The organism is Campylobacter concisus, assembly GCF_003048575.1.
GTDB lineage: Bacteria > Campylobacterota > Campylobacteria > Campylobacterales > Campylobacteraceae > Campylobacter_A > Campylobacter_A concisus_U.
The window spans coordinates 371,136-390,794 of record NZ_PIRZ01000002.1; the positions used below are offsets into that span (position 1 = coordinate 371,136).

Sequence of the window (19,659 nt, forward strand, 5' to 3'; positions counted from 1 at the left end):
TGATCCATTTCACATAAAATTTGGCTCTTATTATCGCCAAAATTTTATTAAATTTGGGTTATGTAAGCTTTAAAGCATCTTTTGTTACTATTGCGTTTTCAAATTTAATTTAGGTGAGCGATGTTTATAAAAGGTTTTTTTTCAAACTCAGTTGGCATTATGGTTTCAAGAATTCTTGGACTTATAAGAGACCTTTTAACAGCTTCCATCCTTGGAGCTGGCATATTTAGCGATCTTTTTTTTATCGCTTTTAAAATACCAAATTTATTTCGGCGTATCTTTGGAGAAGGTGCCTTTACGCAGGCATTTTTGCCAAATTTTGCAAATAGCAAGAAAAAAGCGATCTTTCAGGCTGAAATTTTCATCAAATTTCTACTTTTTATAGGCGCATTAACGCTTCTTGTAAATTTATTTACGCCCTACTTTATAAAGATCATCGCAAGCGGTTTAAGTGAACAAAATATCACCGATGCAGTGCCGCTTGTGTGTATAAATTTCTACTATCTAGCTCTTGTTTATATCGTTACTTTCATGGGTGCGCTGCTTCAGTATAAAGGGCACTTTGCCACGACTGCGTTTTCTACTGCACTGCTAAATTTAGCCATGATCGCATCGCTACTTTTGGCTCGTGGCAAGAGTGAAAGCGTGGTCGCATTTTATCTTAGTTTTGGTGTCGTTGCAGGTGGCATCTTGCAGGTTTTGGTGCATCTAATCGCTATGAAATTTAACGCCTTAAATAAAATTTTCTGGGGCGGAATAAGCGGATATTTTAAAGGCAAAAAAGCTAGTAGCAAAGGCTTTTTTATAAATTTTTATCACGGCCTACTTGGCTCAAGTGCGATGCAAATAAGCGCATTTATGGACACTTGGCTAGCTAGCTTTTTGGTAAGTGGCTCGATAAGCTATCTTTTTTATGCAAATAGAATTTTTCAGCTTCCGCTTGCTATCTTTGCGATCGCGCTCTCTCAAGCACTCTTTCCAAAGATCACCAGACTTTTAAAGCAAAAAGACGAGGCAAACGCCCTAGTTTGGACAAAAAAGAGCTTTTATCTACTCCTTTGCGCCCTGCTAGCAGCTACGATCACAGGCGTAGTGCTAAGCGAGTTTATCATCTGGCTCTTGTTTGAAAGAGGGAATTTTGTAAGGGCAAATACCATTGAATGCGCCAAGGTGCTAAGTGCCTATTTGGTAGGGCTTACGCCATTTGGGCTGGCTAAAATTTTCTCACTTTGGCTCTATGCAAATATGAAGCAAAAAGAGGCAGCCAAAATTTCCATCATCTGCCTTGTGATAAATTTGATCCTAGCTGTCATTTTGATGCAGAAATTTGGAGCAGCTGGTCTTGCATTTGCAAGCTCGCTTGGGGGATTTTTACAGCTTATTTTATACATAAGAGCCTTTGGAGCTAAGCGATTTTTAGCTATAATCGAGCCTAAATTTATAGCTGCTATCGCTGTTTTAGCGGTTTTGCTCTATTTTGGCTTAACATTTTTAAAGGATATATTTAATGCGAATTTTTGATACTTCTAAAAGAGAAAAGGTTGAGTTTAGCCCGATAAGAGAAGGTGAAGTTAGCATCTATCTGTGTGGTCCAACGGTCTATGATGATGCGCATTTGGGACATGCAAAATCAGCCGTTAGCTTTGATCTTTTAAGAAGGGTATTAAAAGCGCTTGGCTACAAGGTCAAATTTGCAAGAAACTACACCGACATCGACGATAAAATTTTAAATAAAATGGCGCAAACTGGCCAAAGCTTAGAAGAGATCACAAACAAGTATATAGCACATTATGAGAGCGACATGAACGCTTTAAACGTGCTTGACCCAGACTTTAAACCAAAGGCTACGCAGTGCTTGGAGGCGATCATCAGCTACATCAAGGTGCTTATGGATAGAGGTGTGGCGTATAAAACCAGCGATGGAATTTACTTTGATACGAGCAAGGATAGTGGTTATTTTAGCATTAGCGGCAAGGACAATAACACCGATCTAATCGCACGAGTGGCAAGTTTTGGTGAGAAAAGAGATGAAAAAGACTTCGTGCTTTGGAAATTTGACGAGAAATGGTACGAGAGCCCATTTGGCAAGGGTCGCCCTGGCTGGCACACCGAGTGCGTGGCGATGATAAGGGAGTTTTTAAGCGACAAAGAAAATGATAAATTTGAGATCGATATCCACGCTGGAGGCATCGACCTATTCTTTCCGCACCACGAAAATGAAGCTAGCCAGTGCAGATGTGCCTATCATAAAAATTTAAGCAAATACTGGATGCACAACGGCTTTATAAAAGTAAATAACGAAAAGATGAGCAAGAGCCTAAATAACAGCTTTTTTGTAAAGGACGCCCTAAAAAACGTTCATGGTGAAGTGCTTAGATATTATTTGCTTACGAGCCATTACAGAGCGCATTTTAACTATTCAGACGAAGATCTAGTGGCTTCAAAAAAGAGGCTTGATAAAATTTACCGCCTCAAAAAAAGGGTTGATGGCGTACAAGCCGGCATGGCAAATGAGAGCTTTAAAAGCGAGCTACTTGAGGCACTTAGTGATGATCTAAACGCTTCAAAGGCGCTTGCAAGCGTCGATGAGTTTGTAAAAACGGCAAATGAAAGACTTGATAACAACCCAAAAGATAAAGCATATAAGGCCGAAGTGGTGGCAAATTTAGAGCTCATAGGCGAAATTTTAGGCATTGCTATCACAAACTATGTGGAGTATTTTCAGTTTGGCGTAAGTGACGAGCAAAAAGAGCATATCCAAAAACTTCTTGACGAACGCGCGGTAGCTAAAAAAGAGAGAAATTTTGCAAGGGCTGATGAGATAAGAGATGAGCTTTCCAGTCTAAATATCTCTATCATGGATACACCAAACGGCGCAGTTTGGGAGAAAAACAATGACTAACTTTGGCTTAAAAGATGTACTAAAACGCTTTGGTCCATATTTTAAAGACTACATTCCGCACTTCATCCTAGCCTTCATTGGCATGGGGCTTGCAAGTGGCGGAACAGCGGTCAGTGCATATCTAGTAGAGCCAGTACTTAATAAAATTTTTGTTGAAAAAAACGAAACATTGCTTTATATGCTGCCATGTGCGATCATTGCTATTTATCTGTTAAAAAATGTTGGAACTTTTATGCAGGCCTATTTTACCGCGTATATTGGTCAAGATACGATTAGAAGATTTCGTGAAAAGATGGTCGAAAATTTACTAAATTTGGACATGAAATTTTTTAATGATTTTAGAACAGGCGAGCTAATAAGCAGAACCACGAACGACATAGAGCGCATAAGATCTATTGTTTCAAGCATCATACCTGAGCTTATTAGGGAGCTTGTAACTATCATAGGTCTGCTTTGTGTAGTCATCTATCAAAGCCCTAAATTAGCCTTTTTTGCACTTGTTGTTATGCCATTAGCGATTTATCCGATCTCGCGCCTTGCTAAAAAGATGAAAAAAATCTCAAAAAAATCGCAAGAAAAGACATCTGATATCACCTCAGCCTTGAGTGAAATTTTTACAAATATCGAGATCATCAAGGCAAATAATGCCCAAAAATACGAGCACTCACGTTTCGTTGAAGAAAATAACAAATTTTTTAAGTTAAACCTTAAAACCGTAAAAATCGAGCAACTAGTAAGCCCACTAATGGAAACAATTGGCTCAATCGGCGTGGCAGCTGTCATCATAATAGGCGGCAAAGACGTCATCGATGGAAATATAAATATGGGTGCATTTTTCTCGTTTTTAACTGCGCTTTTCATGCTCTACACCCCGCTAAAACGTATCGTAAATATATACAATAAAATGCAAGATGCCATCGCAGCGAGCGAGAGGACCTTTTTCCTGATGGATAAGGTAAGCCAGATAAAAGATGGCCAAAAAGAGCTAAACGAAGAGATAAATTTGATCAAATTTAACGACGTCCGCCTAAGCTACGGCGACAAAGAGGTCTTAAAAGGGATAAATTTAGAGGCAAATAAGTCAGAATTTATAGCCCTTGTTGGCTCAAGTGGTGGCGGAAAAAGCTCGCTTATGAATTTGCTTATGAGATTTTACGACGTAAATGGCGGAGAAATTTTAATAAACGACATAAATTTAAAAGATATCAAAATTCACTCACTTCGCCAAAATATCGGACTTGTCACCCAGCGCGTCTATATCTTTAATGACACGATCGCTAAAAACGTAGCTTACGGCAGGGAATTTGACGAAGATGCCGTTATAAACGCTTTAAAAATGGCAAATGCTTATGAGTTTGTGAGCAAACTAGAAGGCGGCATAAACACTACTTTAAACGAATTTGGCACAAACCTTTCAGGCGGTCAAAGACAACGTATCGCAATAGCTAGAGCGCTTTATCAAAACCCACAAATTCTCATCTTTGACGAGGCTACCTCAGCACTTGATAATGAGAGTGAAAAAGAGATCACAAAGGCTATAAACAATCTCAGAAGCAAAAAGATCATCTTTGTCATCGCTCACCGTCTAAGTACGGTTGAAAGTGCTGATAAGATCGCAGTTTTAAGCAACGGAAGGATAGTTGATACTGGAAGTGATGAAGAGCTTAGTAAGAGAAATGAAATTTATGCAAAACTTAAAGGCAAAGCCTTAGTTTAAGGCGATTTTTGCTAAGATTTGCACAAAATTTTAGGCATTTTAAAGAGGTTAAAATGAGCTTAAACTACGAAACTTTAAAATCTATATTTTTTAAATTTGATCCTGAAACTGCCCACAAGATCGCAGAACTTGCAATGATCGGAGCAAATAAAATTTTTCCAGGATCATTAAGCTTTGTAGCAAATAAGTGCGTGGTCGATGACAATGCGCTAAAACAAAATTTATTCTCAAGCACTTACCACAATCCAGTTGGCATAGCAGGTGGCTTTGATAAAAACGCCACGATGTTTGAAGCACTCACGGCTCTTGGCTTTGGGTATTTAGAATTTGGCACATTTACTCCAAAACCTCAACCTGGCAACGATAAACCAAGACTTTTTAGGCTCATAGATGAAGAGAGTATTCAAAATGCGATGGGCTTTAACAACGACGGTTGTGAGGCTATCAAAAATAGAGTAAAAAAGATCTATCCTTTCACCATACCTATCTGGGCAAATATCGGTAAAAACAAGGTTACACCAAACGAAGATGCAATAAAAGACTATGAAATTTTAGTAAGAGAATTTAGTGAAATTTGCGACACCTTTGTCATAAACGTCTCATCGCCAAACACGCCAAATTTAAGAGCTTTGCAAGATGAGAGCTTCATAAAAGAGCTTTTTAGCGTCATTTTACCACTTACCAAAAAACCAATCATCTTTAAAATCGCTCCTGATATGAGCCACGAAGATGCGATCAGGCTTTGTAGTTGCGCGGTAGAAAACGGCGCTAGCGGCATGCTTGTCTCAAATACAAGTGTTGATTACTCGCTCTCTCACTCGTCAAATTTAAAGGATTTTGGCGGACTAAGTGGCAAAGTGATAGCTCAAAAGTCAAAAGAGATCTTTAAAGCCGTAGCAGACGAGCTTTATGGCAAGACGACGCTTATCGCATGTGGTGGCATAGATAGCGGTGCAGAGGCGTATGAACGCATAAAAATGGGAGCAAATTTGGTTCAAATTTTTACAAGCTTTATCTTTAAAGGGCCGATGATCGCAAGAGATATAAATTTAGAAATTTTAGAACTTTTAAAAAGAGATGGCTTTGCCTCTATTAGCGAAGCGGTCGGCATAGATGTTAAAAAATAAAAGGCAAAAGATTGATAAAATTTAATAAAACAAAACTAGAAAACGGACTTGAAATTTATCACGTACCAGTAAATCCAGGCTCAAAAGTGATAAGCGTCGATGTCTTTTATAAAGTTGGATCAAGAAACGAAGTGATGGGCAAAAGCGGCATCGCTCACATGTTAGAGCATCTAAATTTTAAATCAACCAAAAATTTACGAGCTGGCGAATTTGACGAAATTGTAAAAGGCTTTGGCGGCGTAAATAACGCAAGTACAGGCTTTGACTGCACACACTACTTTATAAAAGCTTCAAATGAAAATTTAGACAAAACGCTTGGTCTTTTTGCTGAGCTTATGAAAAATTTAAGCCTAAAAGACAAAGAATTTCAACCAGAGCGAGACGTGGTGCATGAAGAGCGTAGGTGGCGAACAGACAACAACCCTATGGGATACCTCTACTTTAGACTCTACAATCACGCATTTATCTACCATCCATACCACTGGACTCCGATAGGTTTTATAAAAGATATAGAAAACTGGAATATTAACGACATAAAAGAATTTCACGCTACATATTATCAGCCAAAAAACGCCATTTTAATGATAAGTGGCGACATTGACAAGGATGAGACATTTAAGCTAGCTAAGAAAAATTTTGGTGGCATAAAAAACAAAAGAGCCATCCCAAAATCTCACTGTAAAGAACCTGAGCAAGATGGAGCTAGAAGAGCCATTATCTACAAAGATAGCCAAACACAAATGCTAGCTATCGCTTACAAAATCCCAAATTTCAAACACTCTGATCAAGTAGGTCTAAATGCGATCAGTGAATATCTGGCTACTGGCAAAAGCTCGGTTTTACAGCAAAAATTAGTCGATGAACTCATGCTTGTAAATCAAATTTACGCTTACAATATGAGTTGTGTTGATGAAAATTTATTTATATTTTTAGCAGTTTGCAACCCAGATGTCGAGGCAACTGCGGTTGAGGCTGAAATTTTAAAGATTATAGAGGATATTAAAAGCAAACCTATCGACAAAAACGATGTTTTGCGAGTTAAAAATTTAATCAAAAGCGACTTTATCTATTCGTTTGAAAGTGCAAGTAAGGTTGCAAATTTATACGGCTCGTACCTTGCTAGAGGTGACATAAAGCCACTTTATGAACTTGAAAAAAATATCGATAAAATCGATGCAAAACTTTTAAAAGATATAGCAAATAGATATTTTAATGAAAAAACTAGCACGACAATAATTTTAAAAAAGGAATAAATGTGGAAAATTCGCTTCAAGGTGCGATGACAGCACTCATTACGCCATTTAAAAATCAAAAATTAGACGAAGCTGGCTTTGAGAAACTGATAAAAAGACAGATAAAACATGGCATCGATGTAGTCGTACCAGTAGGAACCACTGGCGAAAGCGCAACTCTAACTCATGATGAGCATAGAATTTGTATCGAAATAGCTGTTAATGCATGCAAAGGCACAGACGTTAAAGTGCTTGCTGGTGCTGGTAGCAACGCCACTCACGAGGCTATTGGTATCGCTAAATTTGCCCAAGCTCATGGTGCTGATGGCATCCTTTCAGTTGCGCCTTATTACAACAAACCAACGCAAGAAGGGCTTTATGAGCATTACAAAGCCATTGCAAATAGCATTGAAATTCCTGTGCTTCTTTATAATGTTCCAGGTAGAGTTGGCGTGGATATCTTGCCAGCGACCGTTTTTAGACTTTTTAAAGAGTGCAAAAATATCTATGGCATCAAAGAGGCTACAGGCAGCATAGATAGATGCGTCGATCTACTAGCTCACGAGCCAAATTTAGTAGTCATCAGCGGCGAAGATGCGATCAACTATCCTATCATATCAAATGGAGGCAAAGGCGTTATCTCAGTTACTGCAAACCTCTTGCCAGATCAAATTTCTCAGCTAACGCACCTTGCGATGAACGAAGAGTACAAGAAAGCAAAACTAATAAACGACAATCTATACACGATAAATAAAACACTCTTTTGTGAAAGCAATCCGATACCGATCAAAGCAGCGATGTATCTAGCTGGACTCATCGACTCTTTAGAGTATCGCTTGCCACTTTGCAAACCAAGTAAAGAAAATTTTAAAAAAATCGAAGAAGTAATAAAAAATTATGAAATAAAGGGATTTTAATGAAGGACACACTAAACGAATTTAAAGGTAAAACGCTAGTTATCAGTGGTGGCACTAGAGGTATCGGTAGAGCCATAGTTGAAGAATTTGCAAAAGCTGGCGTAAACATAGCATTTACCTATAACTCAAACGAAGAACTTGCAAATGAGCAAGCAAGAGAGCTTGAGGCTATTTACAAGATAAAAGCCAGAGCGTATGCGCTAAATATCCTCGAGCCAGAAACATACAAAGAGCTATTTTTAAAGATAGACGAGGACTTTGACAGGATTGATTTTTTTATATCAAATGCAATTATTTCAGGTCGCGCAGTAGCTGGTGGATACACTAAATTTATGAAGCTAAAACCAAGAGGCATAAACAATATCTTTACGGCAACAGTAAATGCCTTTGTCGTAGGCACTCAAGAAGCTGCAAAACGCATGGAAAAAGTGGGTGGTGGTAGCATCATCAGCCTATCATCGACTGGAAATTTAGTATATATCGAAAACTACGCAGGTCACGGCACAGCAAAAGCAGCAGTTGAAGCCATGGCAAGATATGCTGCGACCGAGCTTGGCGAGAAAAATATCCGTGTAAACGTCGTAAGCGGCGGCTCTATCGAGACAGACGCGCTAAGAGCCTTTACCAACTACGAAGAGGTGCGCGATATGACGGCAAAGCTTAGCCCGCTAAACCGCATGGGACAGCCAACTGATCTAGCTGGAGCATGTCTATTTTTGTGTTCACCAAAAGCTAGCTGGGTGACTGGACATACATTTATAATAGATGGTGGCACGACTTTTAAATGAGAGTGAAATTTCTAAGCATAAAGGCATATTTGTGAGTTTAAATTTACCAAATTCTTTAGCGTTTTTTAGGATACTGTTGGCTCCGCTTATGTTTTTTATGCTCGTAAATGCGCCAGGAATTTTTACGCAAATTCACATAAGTTGGATAAACTACTTCGCAGCTCTTATCTTTGTGATCGCCTCAGTGACTGACTTTTTTGACGGCTACATCGCAAGAAGCTGGGATCAAAAAACTAAACTTGGAGCGATCCTTGATCCACTGGCAGACAAGATGCTGATACTTGCGGCATTTTTAGGCCTTATGATGCTTGGAAGGGCTAGCGCTTGGGCTGTTTATCTCATCTTGGTGAGGGAATTTTTCATAACTGGCTTTCGTGTCGTTATGGCAAGTGATGGCGTAGAGGTCGCGGCCTCGATGGCAGGCAAAGTAAAAACAGTCTCACAGATGTTTGCGGTTGGATTTTTACTGATGAGCTGGCCTGGTGGCGAACTTTTGCTCTGGATAGCTGTTGCGCTCACGCTTTATTCTGGGTTTGAGTACATTTTTGCCTACGTAAAAGCGATAAAAAAGAGCTAAATTTGAGCTACGAATTAAAAGAGATCATTTTAAAACGCACTGCAAATTTAGAGCCAGCACTGCAAAAACAAGCCAAAAAACTAAATCAAAAGATCATCAACACAAATTTTTATCACGATGCTAAAAATTTAGAAAAAATTGGCGCTGTGATCAGCCCTGAGCTAAATGAATTTTTATTAAGTTGCGCTTTAGAATACGACAAAACCCATGCAGATAAATTTGATACGTTTGATAACGACGTAGAGACCTTGCGTGGTATTTGGAGTGCGATGAGCTTTACAAAAAGCCTTGACATTTTAGACTATCTAAACATGCAAGCTACTCGCTCGGTATCACACCGCTCGTTTGCGCATAGATATATTTTTGAAATTTTACGCTTGCAAGAGAAAGCCGGCCGCACACATCCGTTACTTGCCAAGCTTTATGACTATTATGGTGGCTTACAAGCAAAACTGCCCATATATGAGCTTTTACAACGTATCGGCGTAAACCCTACTGATCCTTATGATTTTGATATCTCGCTAAAAGCTGTAAATTTTGGCTACTGGTTTAGCAATCAAGGCTTAAGCGATGATGAGCTAGCCGGTAAATTTCACTTAGAAATTCTCCTTTTTGCCCCTTTTATAAATGACCATACATTTGAGATAGAGCTTAGAAACGACGCTGTGCCAAGGGCTAGAATAAATTTTAATGATGACGGCATAAGCTTTTTGCAAGAGCTACCGAAAGAGATTTTGCCCTATCCTGATATATTAAACTTAAAACCATTTATAGATCAAGTAAAATCACATTTTGATCTAAAATTTGACCTAGACGATAAAGACAAAACTTATTTTAGTGTCAGCAAAGGGTTAAATAGAGCCAAAACACTCTCTTGGCTAAAGGAAATTTTCGCCTAAATGGCAAGGTAAATTTGAGAGTAAATTTATAAACTTTAGCTAAAATCTCATCAATTTTTTCAAAAAAAGGTAAGTTTTGAAAGGTATTCTCTTCACGCTAGTCCTACTTTGTCTTGGGCTTTATGCATATTCGTTTTATTTTTTAGTGACTGTTTTAGCCATTAGTTTTCTTATATTTTTTCACGAGCTTGGCCACTTTTTGGCAGCAAGAACGCTTGGCGTAAAGATAAACACCTTTAGCATCGGCTTTGGCGAGAAAATTTACACCAAAAGCGTTGGCGGCACCGACTACTGCCTAAGCGCGATCCCACTTGGTGGATACGTGCAGCTAAAAGGTCAAGACGACACCGACCCAAAGGCCAAAAACTACGACCGTGATAGCTACAACGTGCTAAGCCCACTAAAGCGAATTTATATCCTTTTTGCAGGACCATTTTTTAACTTTATCTTGGCCTTTTTTATCTACATTTTGCTTGGATTTATCGGTGTTGAGAGACTTGCGCCAAGCGTTGGACACATAGCTGACGGCTCGGCGGCTGCCAGCGCTGGACTTATGAAAAACGATAAAATTTTAGCCATAAACGGCGTAAAGATAAACGAGTGGGATGAGATCAGTAAAAATGTAAAATTAGAGCCAAGCACCATTTTGATAGATCGCAACGGCTCGCAAATGACTATAAATTTAACACCAAAGATAGGCGAGACGATAAATCTATTTAATGAAAAGGTACAGCGCCCACTGATCGGAATTTCTCCAAATGGAGAAGTGATAAAAATTTACCACACTGGTCTTGCAGGCATAAATTTTGCCTTTAGTGAGACGATCGAGGCATCAAAACTAATCTTTAAAAGCTTTACCAAACTAGTAAGTGGAACTGTACCACTAAAAGAGGTCGGTGGTATCGTGCAGATCGCTGATGTCACTTCAAAAGCTGCAAAAATAAGTCTTGGCGTACTTTTGACGATCGTCGCTTTAATCTCAGTAAATTTAGGCGTTTTAAATTTATTCCCCATCCCAGCGCTTGACGGCGGACACATACTTTTTAACTTATATGAGCTAATTTTTAGACGCGAGGTAAATGAGCGAGTGCTCACGACGCTTACCTACTGCGGCTGGGCATTACTGCTTGGTATAATGGTACTTGCAACCTTTAATGATATTATGAGATTAAGTGGAGGTTTATGATGATAGTTTTAAAAGAGCTGCTTGAAAAGATAGAAAATTTAAGCAAAGATGTGACGCTCATCGCCGTTAGCAAAAATGTGACATGCACTGAAGTAAGAGAGCTTTACGCGCAAGGGCAAAGAAATTTTGGCGAAAATAGAGTCCAAGAGCTAGCCAAAAAAGAGCTAGAACTACAAAATTTTACTGATATAAAATGGCATATGATCGGCCGCTTGCAAAATAACAAAATAAATCAAATGATAAGCCTAAAGCCCACACTTTGGCAAAGCTGTGATAGCTTTGAAAGGGCCGTAGAGGTCGATAAAAGGCTTAGCTATAAGCTAGACACCTTGCTTCAAATAAACTCGGCTGATGAAGATACAAAGCAAGGCGTAAGCGTAGTAAATGCGGCAGAAATTTATGAGCGCATCCAAAGCGAGTGTAAAAATATCAATCTAAAAGGCGTGATGAGTATCGGAGCGCATGTGGATGAGCCAAAAGAGATTCAAAAAAGCTTTGAGCTAACATATAAAATTTTTGATAGCCTAAAGCCAAAAGGCGCAACTATCTGCTCGATGGGCATGAGTAGTGACTTCGAGCTAGCGATAAAATGTGGCTCAAATATGATCCGCCTTGGCACTATGCTTTATCTGTAATTTTATCGCTTTTGTCTGATTTGCCTCTGCTGCTGGAGCTTGATAAATTTTTACTAAAAAGGCTTGAGCGAAAAATTAAAAATCTAATATTTAGCGTCAGCTAAAACTAGAGCAAAAAGTACTTTTACGCCAGCTTTTTCTAGAGTATTTCTAGCTTCAAGTATCGTAGTGCCAGTGGTTACAATGTCATCTACTAAAATAACTGGCGCAGTGATCTTTTTTAGGATTTTAAAATTTCTTGGGTTATTTTGTCTAAATTGTAAATCCTTACCACTATAGCTGATCTTACTGGTTGCATGCAGTGCATGAAATATGGGCTTTAGATTTTTAGCCCTTAGTGCATTTGCCAAAATAGCCGTGTGTGAGTAGCCAAAATGAACTCTATCATCTATAGGCAGAGCATAGACTTTCTCCGGAAAGCTAAAGCTTTTAGCAAATTTATTAAATGCAAATTTGGCTAAGTTTTTATATATAAGATATCCGTGCATTTGGTGCTTGGAGTGGATGAGTTCTTTTATTTCAGAGTAGCCGTAAAAGCTATAAATTTTAAAGCCCTCTAGTTCTCTTACTATCGGGCTTGGCTCGCTTAAAATTTGTGAGCAAATTTTACAAAATGTATTTAGCGTAAAGCTCTTGCAAAACGCACAAAACATTAGCTATTTAAGATAGCAATTGCAGTGCGTTTGATAGCGTCATTTATTATTTCAGTCAAAAATGATTTAAATGCCCCACCTGTGGGAATTAACTCAAATTTGGTTTGATTATTTGAAATATTTTTAACGATACTTTGATCGCCTTTTTGGATCTTAAGTGTAATCTTAATATTACCTTTTGTATTATCAGTACCGTATCCACTCATATTTGCTTCAAACTCGTTGATAAAAATTTCAACCACGACTCCACCCATGCCATTTACATTTGCACCGCGCGCCATAAGCTCTTTTTTGAGCGAATCGCTAAAATAAGTAGCAAGATCGTTTTGAAGCACAACATATTCTTTTACAGTACCTTTGCCATCAGTGATCGTAGCAATGGTACTTTTGTTTTTGCGGTTGTCATGCACTGCGCTTATATAAGCTTCAAAGCCGCTATTTTGCTGGCTCGCAGCAGTCTTATACGGATCAAATGCGACAACACTTTGACTTGGTGCACAACCGGTTAAAAGCAAAACAAAAAGTCCAAAAATAGTCAAAAATTTAAATTTATTCATCGTTTTTCCTTTTAAAGTTTAGTGATCTCATCGGCTACTTTTATCGCAGCTTGTTTAACTAAAAGTGCGATAAAAAAGTCAAACTGCTCAGATTTTGAAGCCTCAAGCTTCTCTACATGGTGCCTAGTCGAGATAGGTAAAGTTTTTTTGAAATTTATATTTGAAAGCACAAGAAGGCCATTTAGATGACCATTTAAAATTTCTGAAGCTCCTGAGTAACTTCCTCTAAGCTCGTCAAATCTAAAATCAAGCCTATATGTATATGGCGATGTTTGAGTATCGACAACAACGATACCACGAGAATTTAACTCGCGCTGCAAAAACATGTAAAAAAGCACTTCAAGGCGTGGGTTTGAGTTAAAAACTGCACTATTTCCTTCAACGCCTGTGTAGTAAATCGATCTTGCACTACTTCTAGCATCGACGATCCTGTGGAAATAAACTTTTTTTAATCCAACGTTAGCATCGATCATATTTTTTTCTAAGCAGCAGTTTATCGCTACATCACTTTTGTATTTGACGCCATTTATGAAAAGGGCATCGCCCCTACCTTTACAAGCACTGCAATCAGCCGGTATCCTCATAACCTCTTCAAAATACATCTTATCTTCGCTGTTTATGCTCGCACTTTGCATGCCGTCTATACCCTCACATGAGAGGCAAAGGCTGGCTTTAGCCATACAGCCCGTCATAAAAATAGCCATAAGTGCCGTTAGTAGTGTTGTTCTTAGCATTTCACTTCCTTTTGCTCGTTTTGTTTTTTACGAAGATTTTTCACACTCTCTCCTGCTATGCCGTAATTATTAGTGTCTATCTCATCAATGATAACAACAGTATTTTGAGCATTTCTTCCTAAAATTTCGCTTATTAGCTTTGTAACTCCACTTATCATCTTCTCTTTTTGCTCTACACTCGGACTATCGCCCTCTTTTGTCACACAAATTTTCACAAACGGCATAGTACTCCTTTTTACAAATTTAGCATTTAAATTTTAATCAAAAACCTATTTGCCAAAATAAGATCCTTGCTGCGGCAGTATCGCCAGTTCACAATAAGGCGAAATATTTTGAGATGATTTTGAAAGTTGTGACGTGAAATTTTGGCGCAGATAGAACAGATAGTTCATCAAGCCAAAATTTTACTAACTCTTTCAAAAGGACACAAAAGATAAGCCGTTAGTCTATTTTTAATACCGATAGGAATGCCTCCTGTGGCAAATTCACCTTACCTATCGCCTTCATCCGTTTCTTACCCTCTTTTTGCTTCTCAAGCAACTTCCTCTTACGAGTGATGTCGCCACCATAGCACTTGGCTGTGACATTTTTACCCATTGATTTCACGGTCTCACGAGCGATTATTTTATTACCGATGCTAGCTTGTATCGCCACTTCAAAGAGCTGACGCGGCACGATCTCTTTCATCGCCTTTACAAAGTCCCTGCCCTTTGTCTGCGCCTTGCTCTCAGGTACAATGATAGAGAGTGCATCGACCGTCTCGCCAGCCACTTTGACATCAAGCTTTACTAGATCGCCCACGCGGTAGTCGCTCGGCTCATAGTCAAAGCTCGCGTAGCCTTTTGTGCTTGATTTTAGTTTGTCGTAAAAGTCCATCACGATCTCGTTCATCGGTATGTCATACTCAAGCAAAACGCGGTCAGTCGTGATGTAGTCCATCTTTGTTTGTATACCACGGCGGTTGTTTAAAAGCGTGATGATGTTGCCCAAAAATTCGCTTGGCGTGATGATAGTCGCTTTCACATATGGCTCAAGGATAGAGTCTATTTTATTTACAGGCGGCAACTGGCTTGGGTTTTGAATTTTTAAATTTAGCCCATCAGTTTGGATGACTTCATAAGTCACAGTTGGCGCTGTGGCGATGAGATCAAGGTCAAACTCACGCTCCAGCCTCTCTTTGACGACCTCCATGTGAAGAAGACCTAAAAAGCCAACCCTAAAGCCAAACCCAAGCGCGACCGAGGTCTCTGGCTCGTAGCTTATGGAGCTGTCATTTAGCTTTAGCTTATCCAGCGCGTCACGCAGATCTTCAAATTTATCAGTTTCAATAGGATAAAGCCCCGCAAAAACAAATGGCTTAGCCCTCTCAAAGCCACCTACTGGCTCTTTTAATGGATTTCTAGCCTGCGTAATCGTATCGCCCACCTGGACGTCACTAACATTTTTAAGTCCGAGTACAACGATGCCTACTTCGCCAGCAGAAAGACTCTTTGTCTTTATAGGAGCGATAGGATTTGGATACATGAGATCTAGCACGATGTGTTTTTTGCCTGTGCCCATAACTAAAATTTCATCATTTTTTGAAATTTCACCATCATAAACACGCACAAGTGCAAGCGCGCCAAGATAGTTGTCAAACCAGCTATCATAAATAAGCGCCTTTGTTGGCTTGCTTGCGTCGCCATTTGGTGCTGGAATTCTCGTGATGATTGCTTCAAGCAGTTCTTTTATGCCGATACCGCTTTTTGCACTCACTTCAATCGCCCCTGAGCAGTCAAGTCCTATGATGTGCTCGATCTCGTCTTTTACTCTAGCAGGATCAGCCGCTGGTAGGTCGATTTTGTTTATCACTGGAATGATCTCTAAGTTGTTTTCTAGCGCGATATAGACGTTTGCGATGGTTTGCGCCTCCACGCCCTGAGAAGCGTCCACGACTAGCAGTGCGCCCTCACAGCTGGCTAAAGATCGGCTCACCTCGTAGCTAAAGTCTACGTGGCCCGGAGTGTCTATCAAATTTAGAACAAAATTTTCACCATTTAACATGTAGTTTAGGCGAACAGACTGAGCTTTTATCGTGATGCCGCGCTCTTTTTCGATATCCATCGTGTCCATGATCTGTGAGCTCATCTCGCGGTCGCTCACGGCGCCGCACTCCTGGATCAGGCGGTCTGCGAGCGTACTTTTGCCGTGATCGATATGAGCGATGATGCTAAAATTTCTGATGTTTTTCATTTAAATTTTACTTCTTGATTAAATTTTTGGCTTTTATTTTGCCTAAAATTGATTTAAAATTTGCATAAGAAAAGCAATGTTAATGCTTGTGACCAAAGTGTCCGTGCTCTTCTTTGCCTTTTATCTCGCAGATGAGCTCATCTTTATGCCCAATGGCCTTGCTCTCAAACTGAAGCGTAACATGGCCGATGCTAACATGAGATAGCTCGTGTTCGATCTGCTTTATCATCTTTGAGATCTCGTCCACGCTTAGCGCGTCATCCACCACCACATGGGCTATGAGTGCATTTGAACCGGCACTTATCGCCCAAATATGTAGATCATGCACCTGTCTAACGCCATCCACGCCTTTTATGATAGCTAAAATTTCATCCGTATTAAGATCGACTGGCACGGCTTCGATAAGGATATTAAAGCTATCTTTTAGTAAGCCAAAGCCACTTTTTATGATAAGTATCGAAACAAATATACTTGCAATACTATCAGCTTGCGTAAGGCCAAATTTCATTATGACTAGTGCTGCAATAATCGCTCCAACGGAACCAAGCGTATCACCAAGGACATGAAGATAAGCTCCTTTTATATTTAAATTCTCTTTTATATCGCTACTTTTATGCATATAAATAGCTACGATCAAATTTATAATAAGTCCCAAAATGCTAATAGCAAGCATTGTTTTGGCTTCGATCTGCGGCTCGCTAAAAAGTCTCACAACCGCTTCAATTATCACAAAAATACCTAGGGCAATAAGAGCCGAGGCATTCACAAAAGCAGCGATGATCTCAACTCTTTTATAGCCAAAGGTCTTTTTTAAATTTGCTCTTTTTTCTGAAATTTTAAACGCCATGAGCGAAAAAAATAGTGCGGCTGCGTCTGAGAGCATGTGAAAGGCGTCGCCGATGAGCGCAAGCGAGTTTGAGAGAAAGCCAAAGATAGCCTCGACCACCATAAACGCAAAAATAAGTAAAAACGAATTTCTAAGAACGCTCTTGTTGTGCATTATTGTCCTTTTTTTGGGCATCGATCCTCTTACCGATATCTTTTAAATTTGAAAACTCCTCGATGAGCTTTGGCGAGTCGTCAAGACTGATGACAAAATTCCAAATGTAAGTCATCACGGAGTAGATGTGGCCGGCATTTGTCTGCTGTGAGCTTAGCACTATTATCGCCACTAAAAAGAGTACTGAAGCACTAATACCGATGATAAAATAGCTCACCGCTTCCCTGTTTGAGATCGCTATGCGAAATTTATAAACGACGTCGTAGTGCCTATCTAGCGTGCTTTTGTTAAAAACACCTATAACTTTCGCCTCTTTTTCTAATCGGTCATTTAAACGAAGATAAGGATCATCATTTTTCTTAACATATCTTGGCAAAAATATAAGAAAAACGATCATCACAGCAAAGCACGCCACAGCGACCTTTGGCTCGACAAAGATGAGCATAAACGCTGAGCCGATGATAGAAATAACCGAGGTAAAAAACATCGGAAAGTGCGTCTCAAAGAAATTTACAAACTCACGTGAAAGTGCCACTCTAGCGATGATAGCGGAGTCGTCTTTGGCGTTTTGTTTTTCATTCATGATGACGTTTACGGCGAGCTTTGCGTAGATGCCTGCAAAGACTTGCGTATCCACGCGGCGTCTGATAGCTCCAACAAGCCACGCTATAAGCACAAAAAGTGCGTAAACAAGGGCATTTAACGTGTTTCCTTGCATGATTGCGTTGATCGCAAAGCCCGCAAATATCGGGTAGGCTAGAAAAAGTCCGTTCTCGGCTAGCACCAAAGCGAAGGTCAGTATAAGCTTTTTATTGTGCTCGGTCGCTATGCTCTTTAGCGTTTTAAAGGCGTTATTTTGCAAATTTACTCCTAAAAATTTTTTGCGAATTCTAGCCAAATTTATAAAAATTTGAAAAAATTAGTTGTAACTATTGACATTACAACTAAAAAATATTATACTTCGCTCATCAGTTGTAAATAAAAATATTACAACAAAAAAGGAGAAAAAAATGAAAAATTATCAAGTTACAAAGATCGCTAACGAGCCAAGAATCGAGCTAAAAGAAGCTTTAAATTTAAGCGGCTGTGAAGTTTCTATAAACGAGCTTCCAGCAAATGTGAGCGTACCATTTGTCCACTCACACAAACAAAACGAGGAGCTTTATATTATCTTAGAAGGTGATGGTGAGCTTTTCATCGACGGTGAAGTGCTAAAAGTAAGCAAAGGTGACGCACTACGCATAGACCCAGAAGGTAAAAGGTGTTTTAGAGCTGGCAAAAACGGCATAAAAATGATCTGCATACAGAGCAAAAAAGGTAGCTTAGAGCAATACACTATGAGCGATGGTGTGATAGTCACAGACATCAAGCCAAGTTGGCTATAAATTTAAAAATCCCAAAGGATAAACAATATAAATAGCAATCATAGGCGCAAACGGCAAGAGCGGCGTAAATTTAGTAAATGAAGCCATAAAACAAGGTTACGACATTACAGCGATCGTTAGAAACAAAGAGTATAAAAATAGTAGTGTTAAGGTTTTTTATAAAGATATATTTGAGCTTACAAAGGCGAATCTGGCGGGCCTTGACGCCGTTATTAGCGCACTTGGCACTTTTACTGATGTGACCTTCCCTTTATATAAAAAGGTAGCAATCCATCTTACAAATTTACTAAGTGGTAGCAGTAAAAGGCTCATCATAGTTGGTGGCACCGGCACACTACTGGTGGATGACAAAGGTACGATGGCTATGGATACGCCTGACTTCCCACATGAATATATGGGAGTGGCAAGAGCAGCTGCGGAGTCGTTTTTCGAGCTAAAAACTAAATCGGACGTACTTTAGACGTATGTAAGTCCAGCAGGTGACTACGACGCAAATGGTGCTCGTACTGGTAAATACGTGCTTGGTGGAGACAATCTCATCTTAAACTCAAACAATGAGAGCTATATAAGCTATGCAGACCTTACGCTTGCGATCATAGACGAGCTAAAAAACAAAAAATTTACACAAAAACGTTTCACAGCAATTGGCGAGCGAGCATAAAATTATAGATTTGACATATCTGGCACAAAAAGCCGGCTTGTCAAATCTAAACTAAAAAATAAACTACTTTTTAGTAAAAATTTAAAGTATAATCAGAGAAAATTTCAAGGACAATCATGCAAGTAGGGATCAAGTTTTCAACCGCGATCCATGTAGTTTTAGCAGCTTGTTTTTTTAAAGACGAAAAAGTCACAAGCGAATTTATAGCAGGTAGCATAAACACAAATCCTGTCATAGTTAGGCGTCTGCTTGGCACTCTAAAGGCTGCAGGACTTGTGAATGTTGTAGCTGGAGTTGGTGGTGTGAGTCTTGCAAAAGAGCCAAAAGATATAACCCTCCTTCAAATTTTTAACGCAGTAAATGATAAAGAAAAACTTTTTAAGATCCACTCTGACTCACCTAAAGCCTGCCCACTTGGCGGCAAGATCGAGGGACTTTTAACCGGTCACTTTTTAAA

The 19,659-nt window shown here is 39.4% G+C and carries 22 protein-coding genes; 15 read left to right on the forward strand and 7 right to left on the reverse strand.

Features of this window, described 5'->3' with window-relative positions; all coding sequences use genetic code 11:
• Positions 1–120: 120 nt before the first annotated feature.
• From murJ to CVS84_RS04110, 11 genes are all read left to right on the forward strand, one after another.
• Positions 121–1,521, forward strand: a complete 1,401-nt coding sequence (gene murJ, locus CVS84_RS04060) for a murein biosynthesis integral membrane protein MurJ (protein ID WP_107691264.1) — start codon at positions 121–123, stop codon at positions 1,519–1,521.
• Complete coding sequence (gene cysS / locus CVS84_RS04065; protein ID WP_107691265.1) at positions 1,508–2,902, forward strand: cysteine--tRNA ligase; 1,395 nt, start codon at positions 1,508–1,510, stop codon at positions 2,900–2,902. Before murJ ends, cysS begins: the two co-directional genes overlap by 14 nt.
• Positions 2,895–4,619 (forward strand): ABC transporter ATP-binding protein, encoded by a 1,725-nt coding sequence (locus tag CVS84_RS04070; RefSeq protein WP_107691266.1) that lies wholly within the window; start codon positions 2,895–2,897, stop codon positions 4,617–4,619. The genes cysS and CVS84_RS04070 overlap by 8 nt, the downstream gene beginning before the upstream one ends.
• A 53-nt stretch (positions 4,620–4,672) precedes the next feature.
• Positions 4,673–5,746 (forward strand): quinone-dependent dihydroorotate dehydrogenase, encoded by a 1,074-nt coding sequence (locus tag CVS84_RS04075; protein ID WP_107691295.1) that lies wholly within the window; start codon positions 4,673–4,675, stop codon positions 5,744–5,746.
• An 11-nt stretch (positions 5,747–5,757) separates the two neighbouring features.
• Entirely contained in the window at positions 5,758–6,999 is a 1,242-nt protein-coding gene (locus CVS84_RS04080; RefSeq protein WP_107691267.1) for a M16 family metallopeptidase, read from the forward strand.
• A 26-nt stretch (positions 7,000–7,025) separates the two neighbouring features.
• Complete coding sequence (gene dapA, locus CVS84_RS04085; protein WP_234411895.1) at positions 7,026–7,895, forward strand: 4-hydroxy-tetrahydrodipicolinate synthase; 870 nt, start codon at positions 7,026–7,028, stop codon at positions 7,893–7,895.
• A complete protein-coding gene (locus CVS84_RS04090) occupies positions 7,895–8,683 on the forward strand; it encodes an enoyl-ACP reductase (protein WP_107691269.1) in 789 nt (262 codons plus the stop codon). Before dapA ends, CVS84_RS04090 begins: the two co-directional genes overlap by 1 nt.
• A gap of 31 nt (positions 8,684–8,714) precedes the next feature.
• Positions 8,715–9,260 carry a CDP-diacylglycerol--glycerol-3-phosphate 3-phosphatidyltransferase gene (gene pgsA, locus CVS84_RS04095; RefSeq protein ID WP_107691270.1) on the forward strand — a complete coding sequence of 182 codons (546 nt, stop codon included), beginning with the start codon at positions 8,715–8,717 and terminating at the stop codon, positions 9,258–9,260.
• A gap of 2 nt (positions 9,261–9,262) precedes the next feature.
• Positions 9,263–10,159, forward strand: a complete 897-nt coding sequence (locus CVS84_RS04100) for a hypothetical protein (RefSeq protein ID WP_107691271.1) — start codon at positions 9,263–9,265, stop codon at positions 10,157–10,159.
• A 76-nt stretch (positions 10,160–10,235) separates the two neighbouring features.
• Positions 10,236–11,345, forward strand: coding sequence for an RIP metalloprotease RseP (gene rseP / locus CVS84_RS04105; protein ID WP_107691272.1), 1,110 nt, complete (start codon positions 10,236–10,238; stop codon positions 11,343–11,345).
• A complete protein-coding gene (locus CVS84_RS04110; RefSeq protein ID WP_199906104.1) occupies positions 11,342–11,980 on the forward strand; it encodes a YggS family pyridoxal phosphate-dependent enzyme in 639 nt (212 codons plus the stop codon). The genes rseP and CVS84_RS04110 overlap by 4 nt, the downstream gene beginning before the upstream one ends.
• An 83-nt stretch (positions 11,981–12,063) precedes the next feature.
• Here CVS84_RS04110 and CVS84_RS04115 read toward each other — a convergent pair whose 3' ends face one another.
• The 7 genes from CVS84_RS04115 to CVS84_RS04145 form a co-directional block, all read right to left on the reverse strand.
• Positions 12,064–12,633 (reverse strand): ComF family protein, encoded by a 570-nt coding sequence (locus tag CVS84_RS04115; protein WP_107691273.1) that lies wholly within the window; start codon positions 12,631–12,633, stop codon positions 12,064–12,066.
• Positions 12,633–13,190, reverse strand: a complete 558-nt coding sequence (locus CVS84_RS04120) for a YajG family lipoprotein (RefSeq protein ID WP_107691274.1) — start codon at positions 13,188–13,190, stop codon at positions 12,633–12,635. The genes CVS84_RS04115 and CVS84_RS04120 overlap by 1 nt, the downstream gene beginning before the upstream one ends.
• Positions 13,191–13,201: 11 nt before the next feature.
• Entirely contained in the window at positions 13,202–13,924 is a 723-nt protein-coding gene (locus CVS84_RS04125) for a hypothetical protein (RefSeq protein WP_107691275.1), read from the reverse strand.
• The gene (locus CVS84_RS04130; protein WP_087585995.1) at positions 13,918–14,148 is read right to left on the reverse strand and encodes a 2-hydroxymuconate tautomerase family protein; all 231 of its coding nucleotides are present in this window, start codon (positions 14,146–14,148) and stop codon (positions 13,918–13,920) included. The genes CVS84_RS04125 and CVS84_RS04130 overlap by 7 nt, the downstream gene beginning before the upstream one ends.
• Before the next feature lie 217 nt (positions 14,149–14,365).
• The gene (gene lepA, locus CVS84_RS04135) at positions 14,366–16,156 is read right to left on the reverse strand and encodes a translation elongation factor 4 (protein WP_107691276.1); all 1,791 of its coding nucleotides are present in this window, start codon (positions 16,154–16,156) and stop codon (positions 14,366–14,368) included.
• Positions 16,157–16,235: 79 nt separating this feature from the next.
• Positions 16,236–17,156 carry a cation diffusion facilitator family transporter gene (locus CVS84_RS04140; protein WP_107691277.1) on the reverse strand — a complete coding sequence of 307 codons (921 nt, stop codon included), beginning with the start codon at positions 17,154–17,156 and terminating at the stop codon, positions 16,236–16,238.
• On the reverse strand, positions 17,134–18,018 hold the full coding sequence (locus CVS84_RS04145; RefSeq protein WP_107691278.1) for an ABC transporter six-transmembrane domain-containing protein: 885 nt from the start codon (positions 18,016–18,018) through the stop codon (positions 17,134–17,136). Before CVS84_RS04145 ends, CVS84_RS04140 begins: the two co-directional genes overlap by 23 nt.
• Before the next feature lie 148 nt (positions 18,019–18,166).
• Between CVS84_RS04145 and CVS84_RS04150 the strand changes: the two genes are divergently transcribed.
• The 4 genes from CVS84_RS04150 to CVS84_RS04160 all read left to right on the forward strand — a co-directional run.
• Positions 18,167–18,541 carry a cupin domain-containing protein gene (locus CVS84_RS04150; RefSeq protein ID WP_107691279.1) on the forward strand — a complete coding sequence of 125 codons (375 nt, stop codon included), beginning with the start codon at positions 18,167–18,169 and terminating at the stop codon, positions 18,539–18,541.
• Between the two features lie 40 nt (positions 18,542–18,581).
• Positions 18,582–19,001 carry an NAD(P)H-binding protein gene (locus CVS84_RS09605; RefSeq protein ID WP_265094310.1) on the forward strand — a complete coding sequence of 140 codons (420 nt, stop codon included), beginning with the start codon at positions 18,582–18,584 and terminating at the stop codon, positions 18,999–19,001.
• 57 nt (positions 19,002–19,058) lie between these two features.
• Positions 19,059–19,202, forward strand: coding sequence for a hypothetical protein (locus tag CVS84_RS09610; RefSeq protein WP_234411892.1), 144 nt, complete (start codon positions 19,059–19,061; stop codon positions 19,200–19,202).
• A gap of 116 nt (positions 19,203–19,318) precedes the next feature.
• Positions 19,319–19,659: Rrf2 family transcriptional regulator (locus tag CVS84_RS04160; protein ID WP_107691280.1), on the forward strand; the 341-nt coding region annotated here is incomplete at its 3' end.

Bases quoted from the DNA above. Each gene is read 5' to 3' on its own strand.
- murJ (WP_107691264.1), top strand. From the start codon at position 121: ATGTTTATAAAAGGTTTTTTTTCAAACTCAGTTGGCATTATGGTTTCA.
- cysS (WP_107691265.1), top strand. From the start codon at position 1,508: ATGCGAATTTTTGATACTTCTAAAAGAGAAAAGGTTGAGTTTAGCCCG.
- CVS84_RS04070 (WP_107691266.1), top strand. From the start codon at position 2,895: ATGACTAACTTTGGCTTAAAAGATGTACTAAAACGCTTTGGTCCATAT.
- CVS84_RS04075 (WP_107691295.1), top strand. From the start codon at position 4,673: ATGAGCTTAAACTACGAAACTTTAAAATCTATATTTTTTAAATTTGAT.
- dapA (WP_234411895.1), top strand. From the start codon at position 7,026: ATGACAGCACTCATTACGCCATTTAAAAATCAAAAATTAGACGAAGCT.
- CVS84_RS04090 (WP_107691269.1), top strand. From the start codon at position 7,895: ATGAAGGACACACTAAACGAATTTAAAGGTAAAACGCTAGTTATCAGT.
- CVS84_RS04110 (WP_199906104.1), top strand. From the start codon at position 11,342: ATGATGATAGTTTTAAAAGAGCTGCTTGAAAAGATAGAAAATTTAAGC.
- CVS84_RS04115 (WP_107691273.1), bottom strand. From the start codon at position 12,633: ATGTTTTGTGCGTTTTGCAAGAGCTTTACGCTAAATACATTTTGTAAA.
- CVS84_RS04120 (WP_107691274.1), bottom strand. From the start codon at position 13,190: ATGAATAAATTTAAATTTTTGACTATTTTTGGACTTTTTGTTTTGCTT.
- CVS84_RS04125 (WP_107691275.1), bottom strand. From the start codon at position 13,924: ATGCTAAGAACAACACTACTAACGGCACTTATGGCTATTTTTATGACG.
- CVS84_RS04130 (WP_087585995.1), bottom strand. From the start codon at position 14,148: ATGCCGTTTGTGAAAATTTGTGTGACAAAAGAGGGCGATAGTCCGAGT.
- lepA (WP_107691276.1), bottom strand. From the start codon at position 16,156: ATGAAAAACATCAGAAATTTTAGCATCATCGCTCATATCGATCACGGC.
- CVS84_RS04140 (WP_107691277.1), bottom strand. From the start codon at position 17,156: ATGCACAACAAGAGCGTTCTTAGAAATTCGTTTTTACTTATTTTTGCG.
- CVS84_RS04150 (WP_107691279.1), top strand. From the start codon at position 18,167: ATGAAAAATTATCAAGTTACAAAGATCGCTAACGAGCCAAGAATCGAG.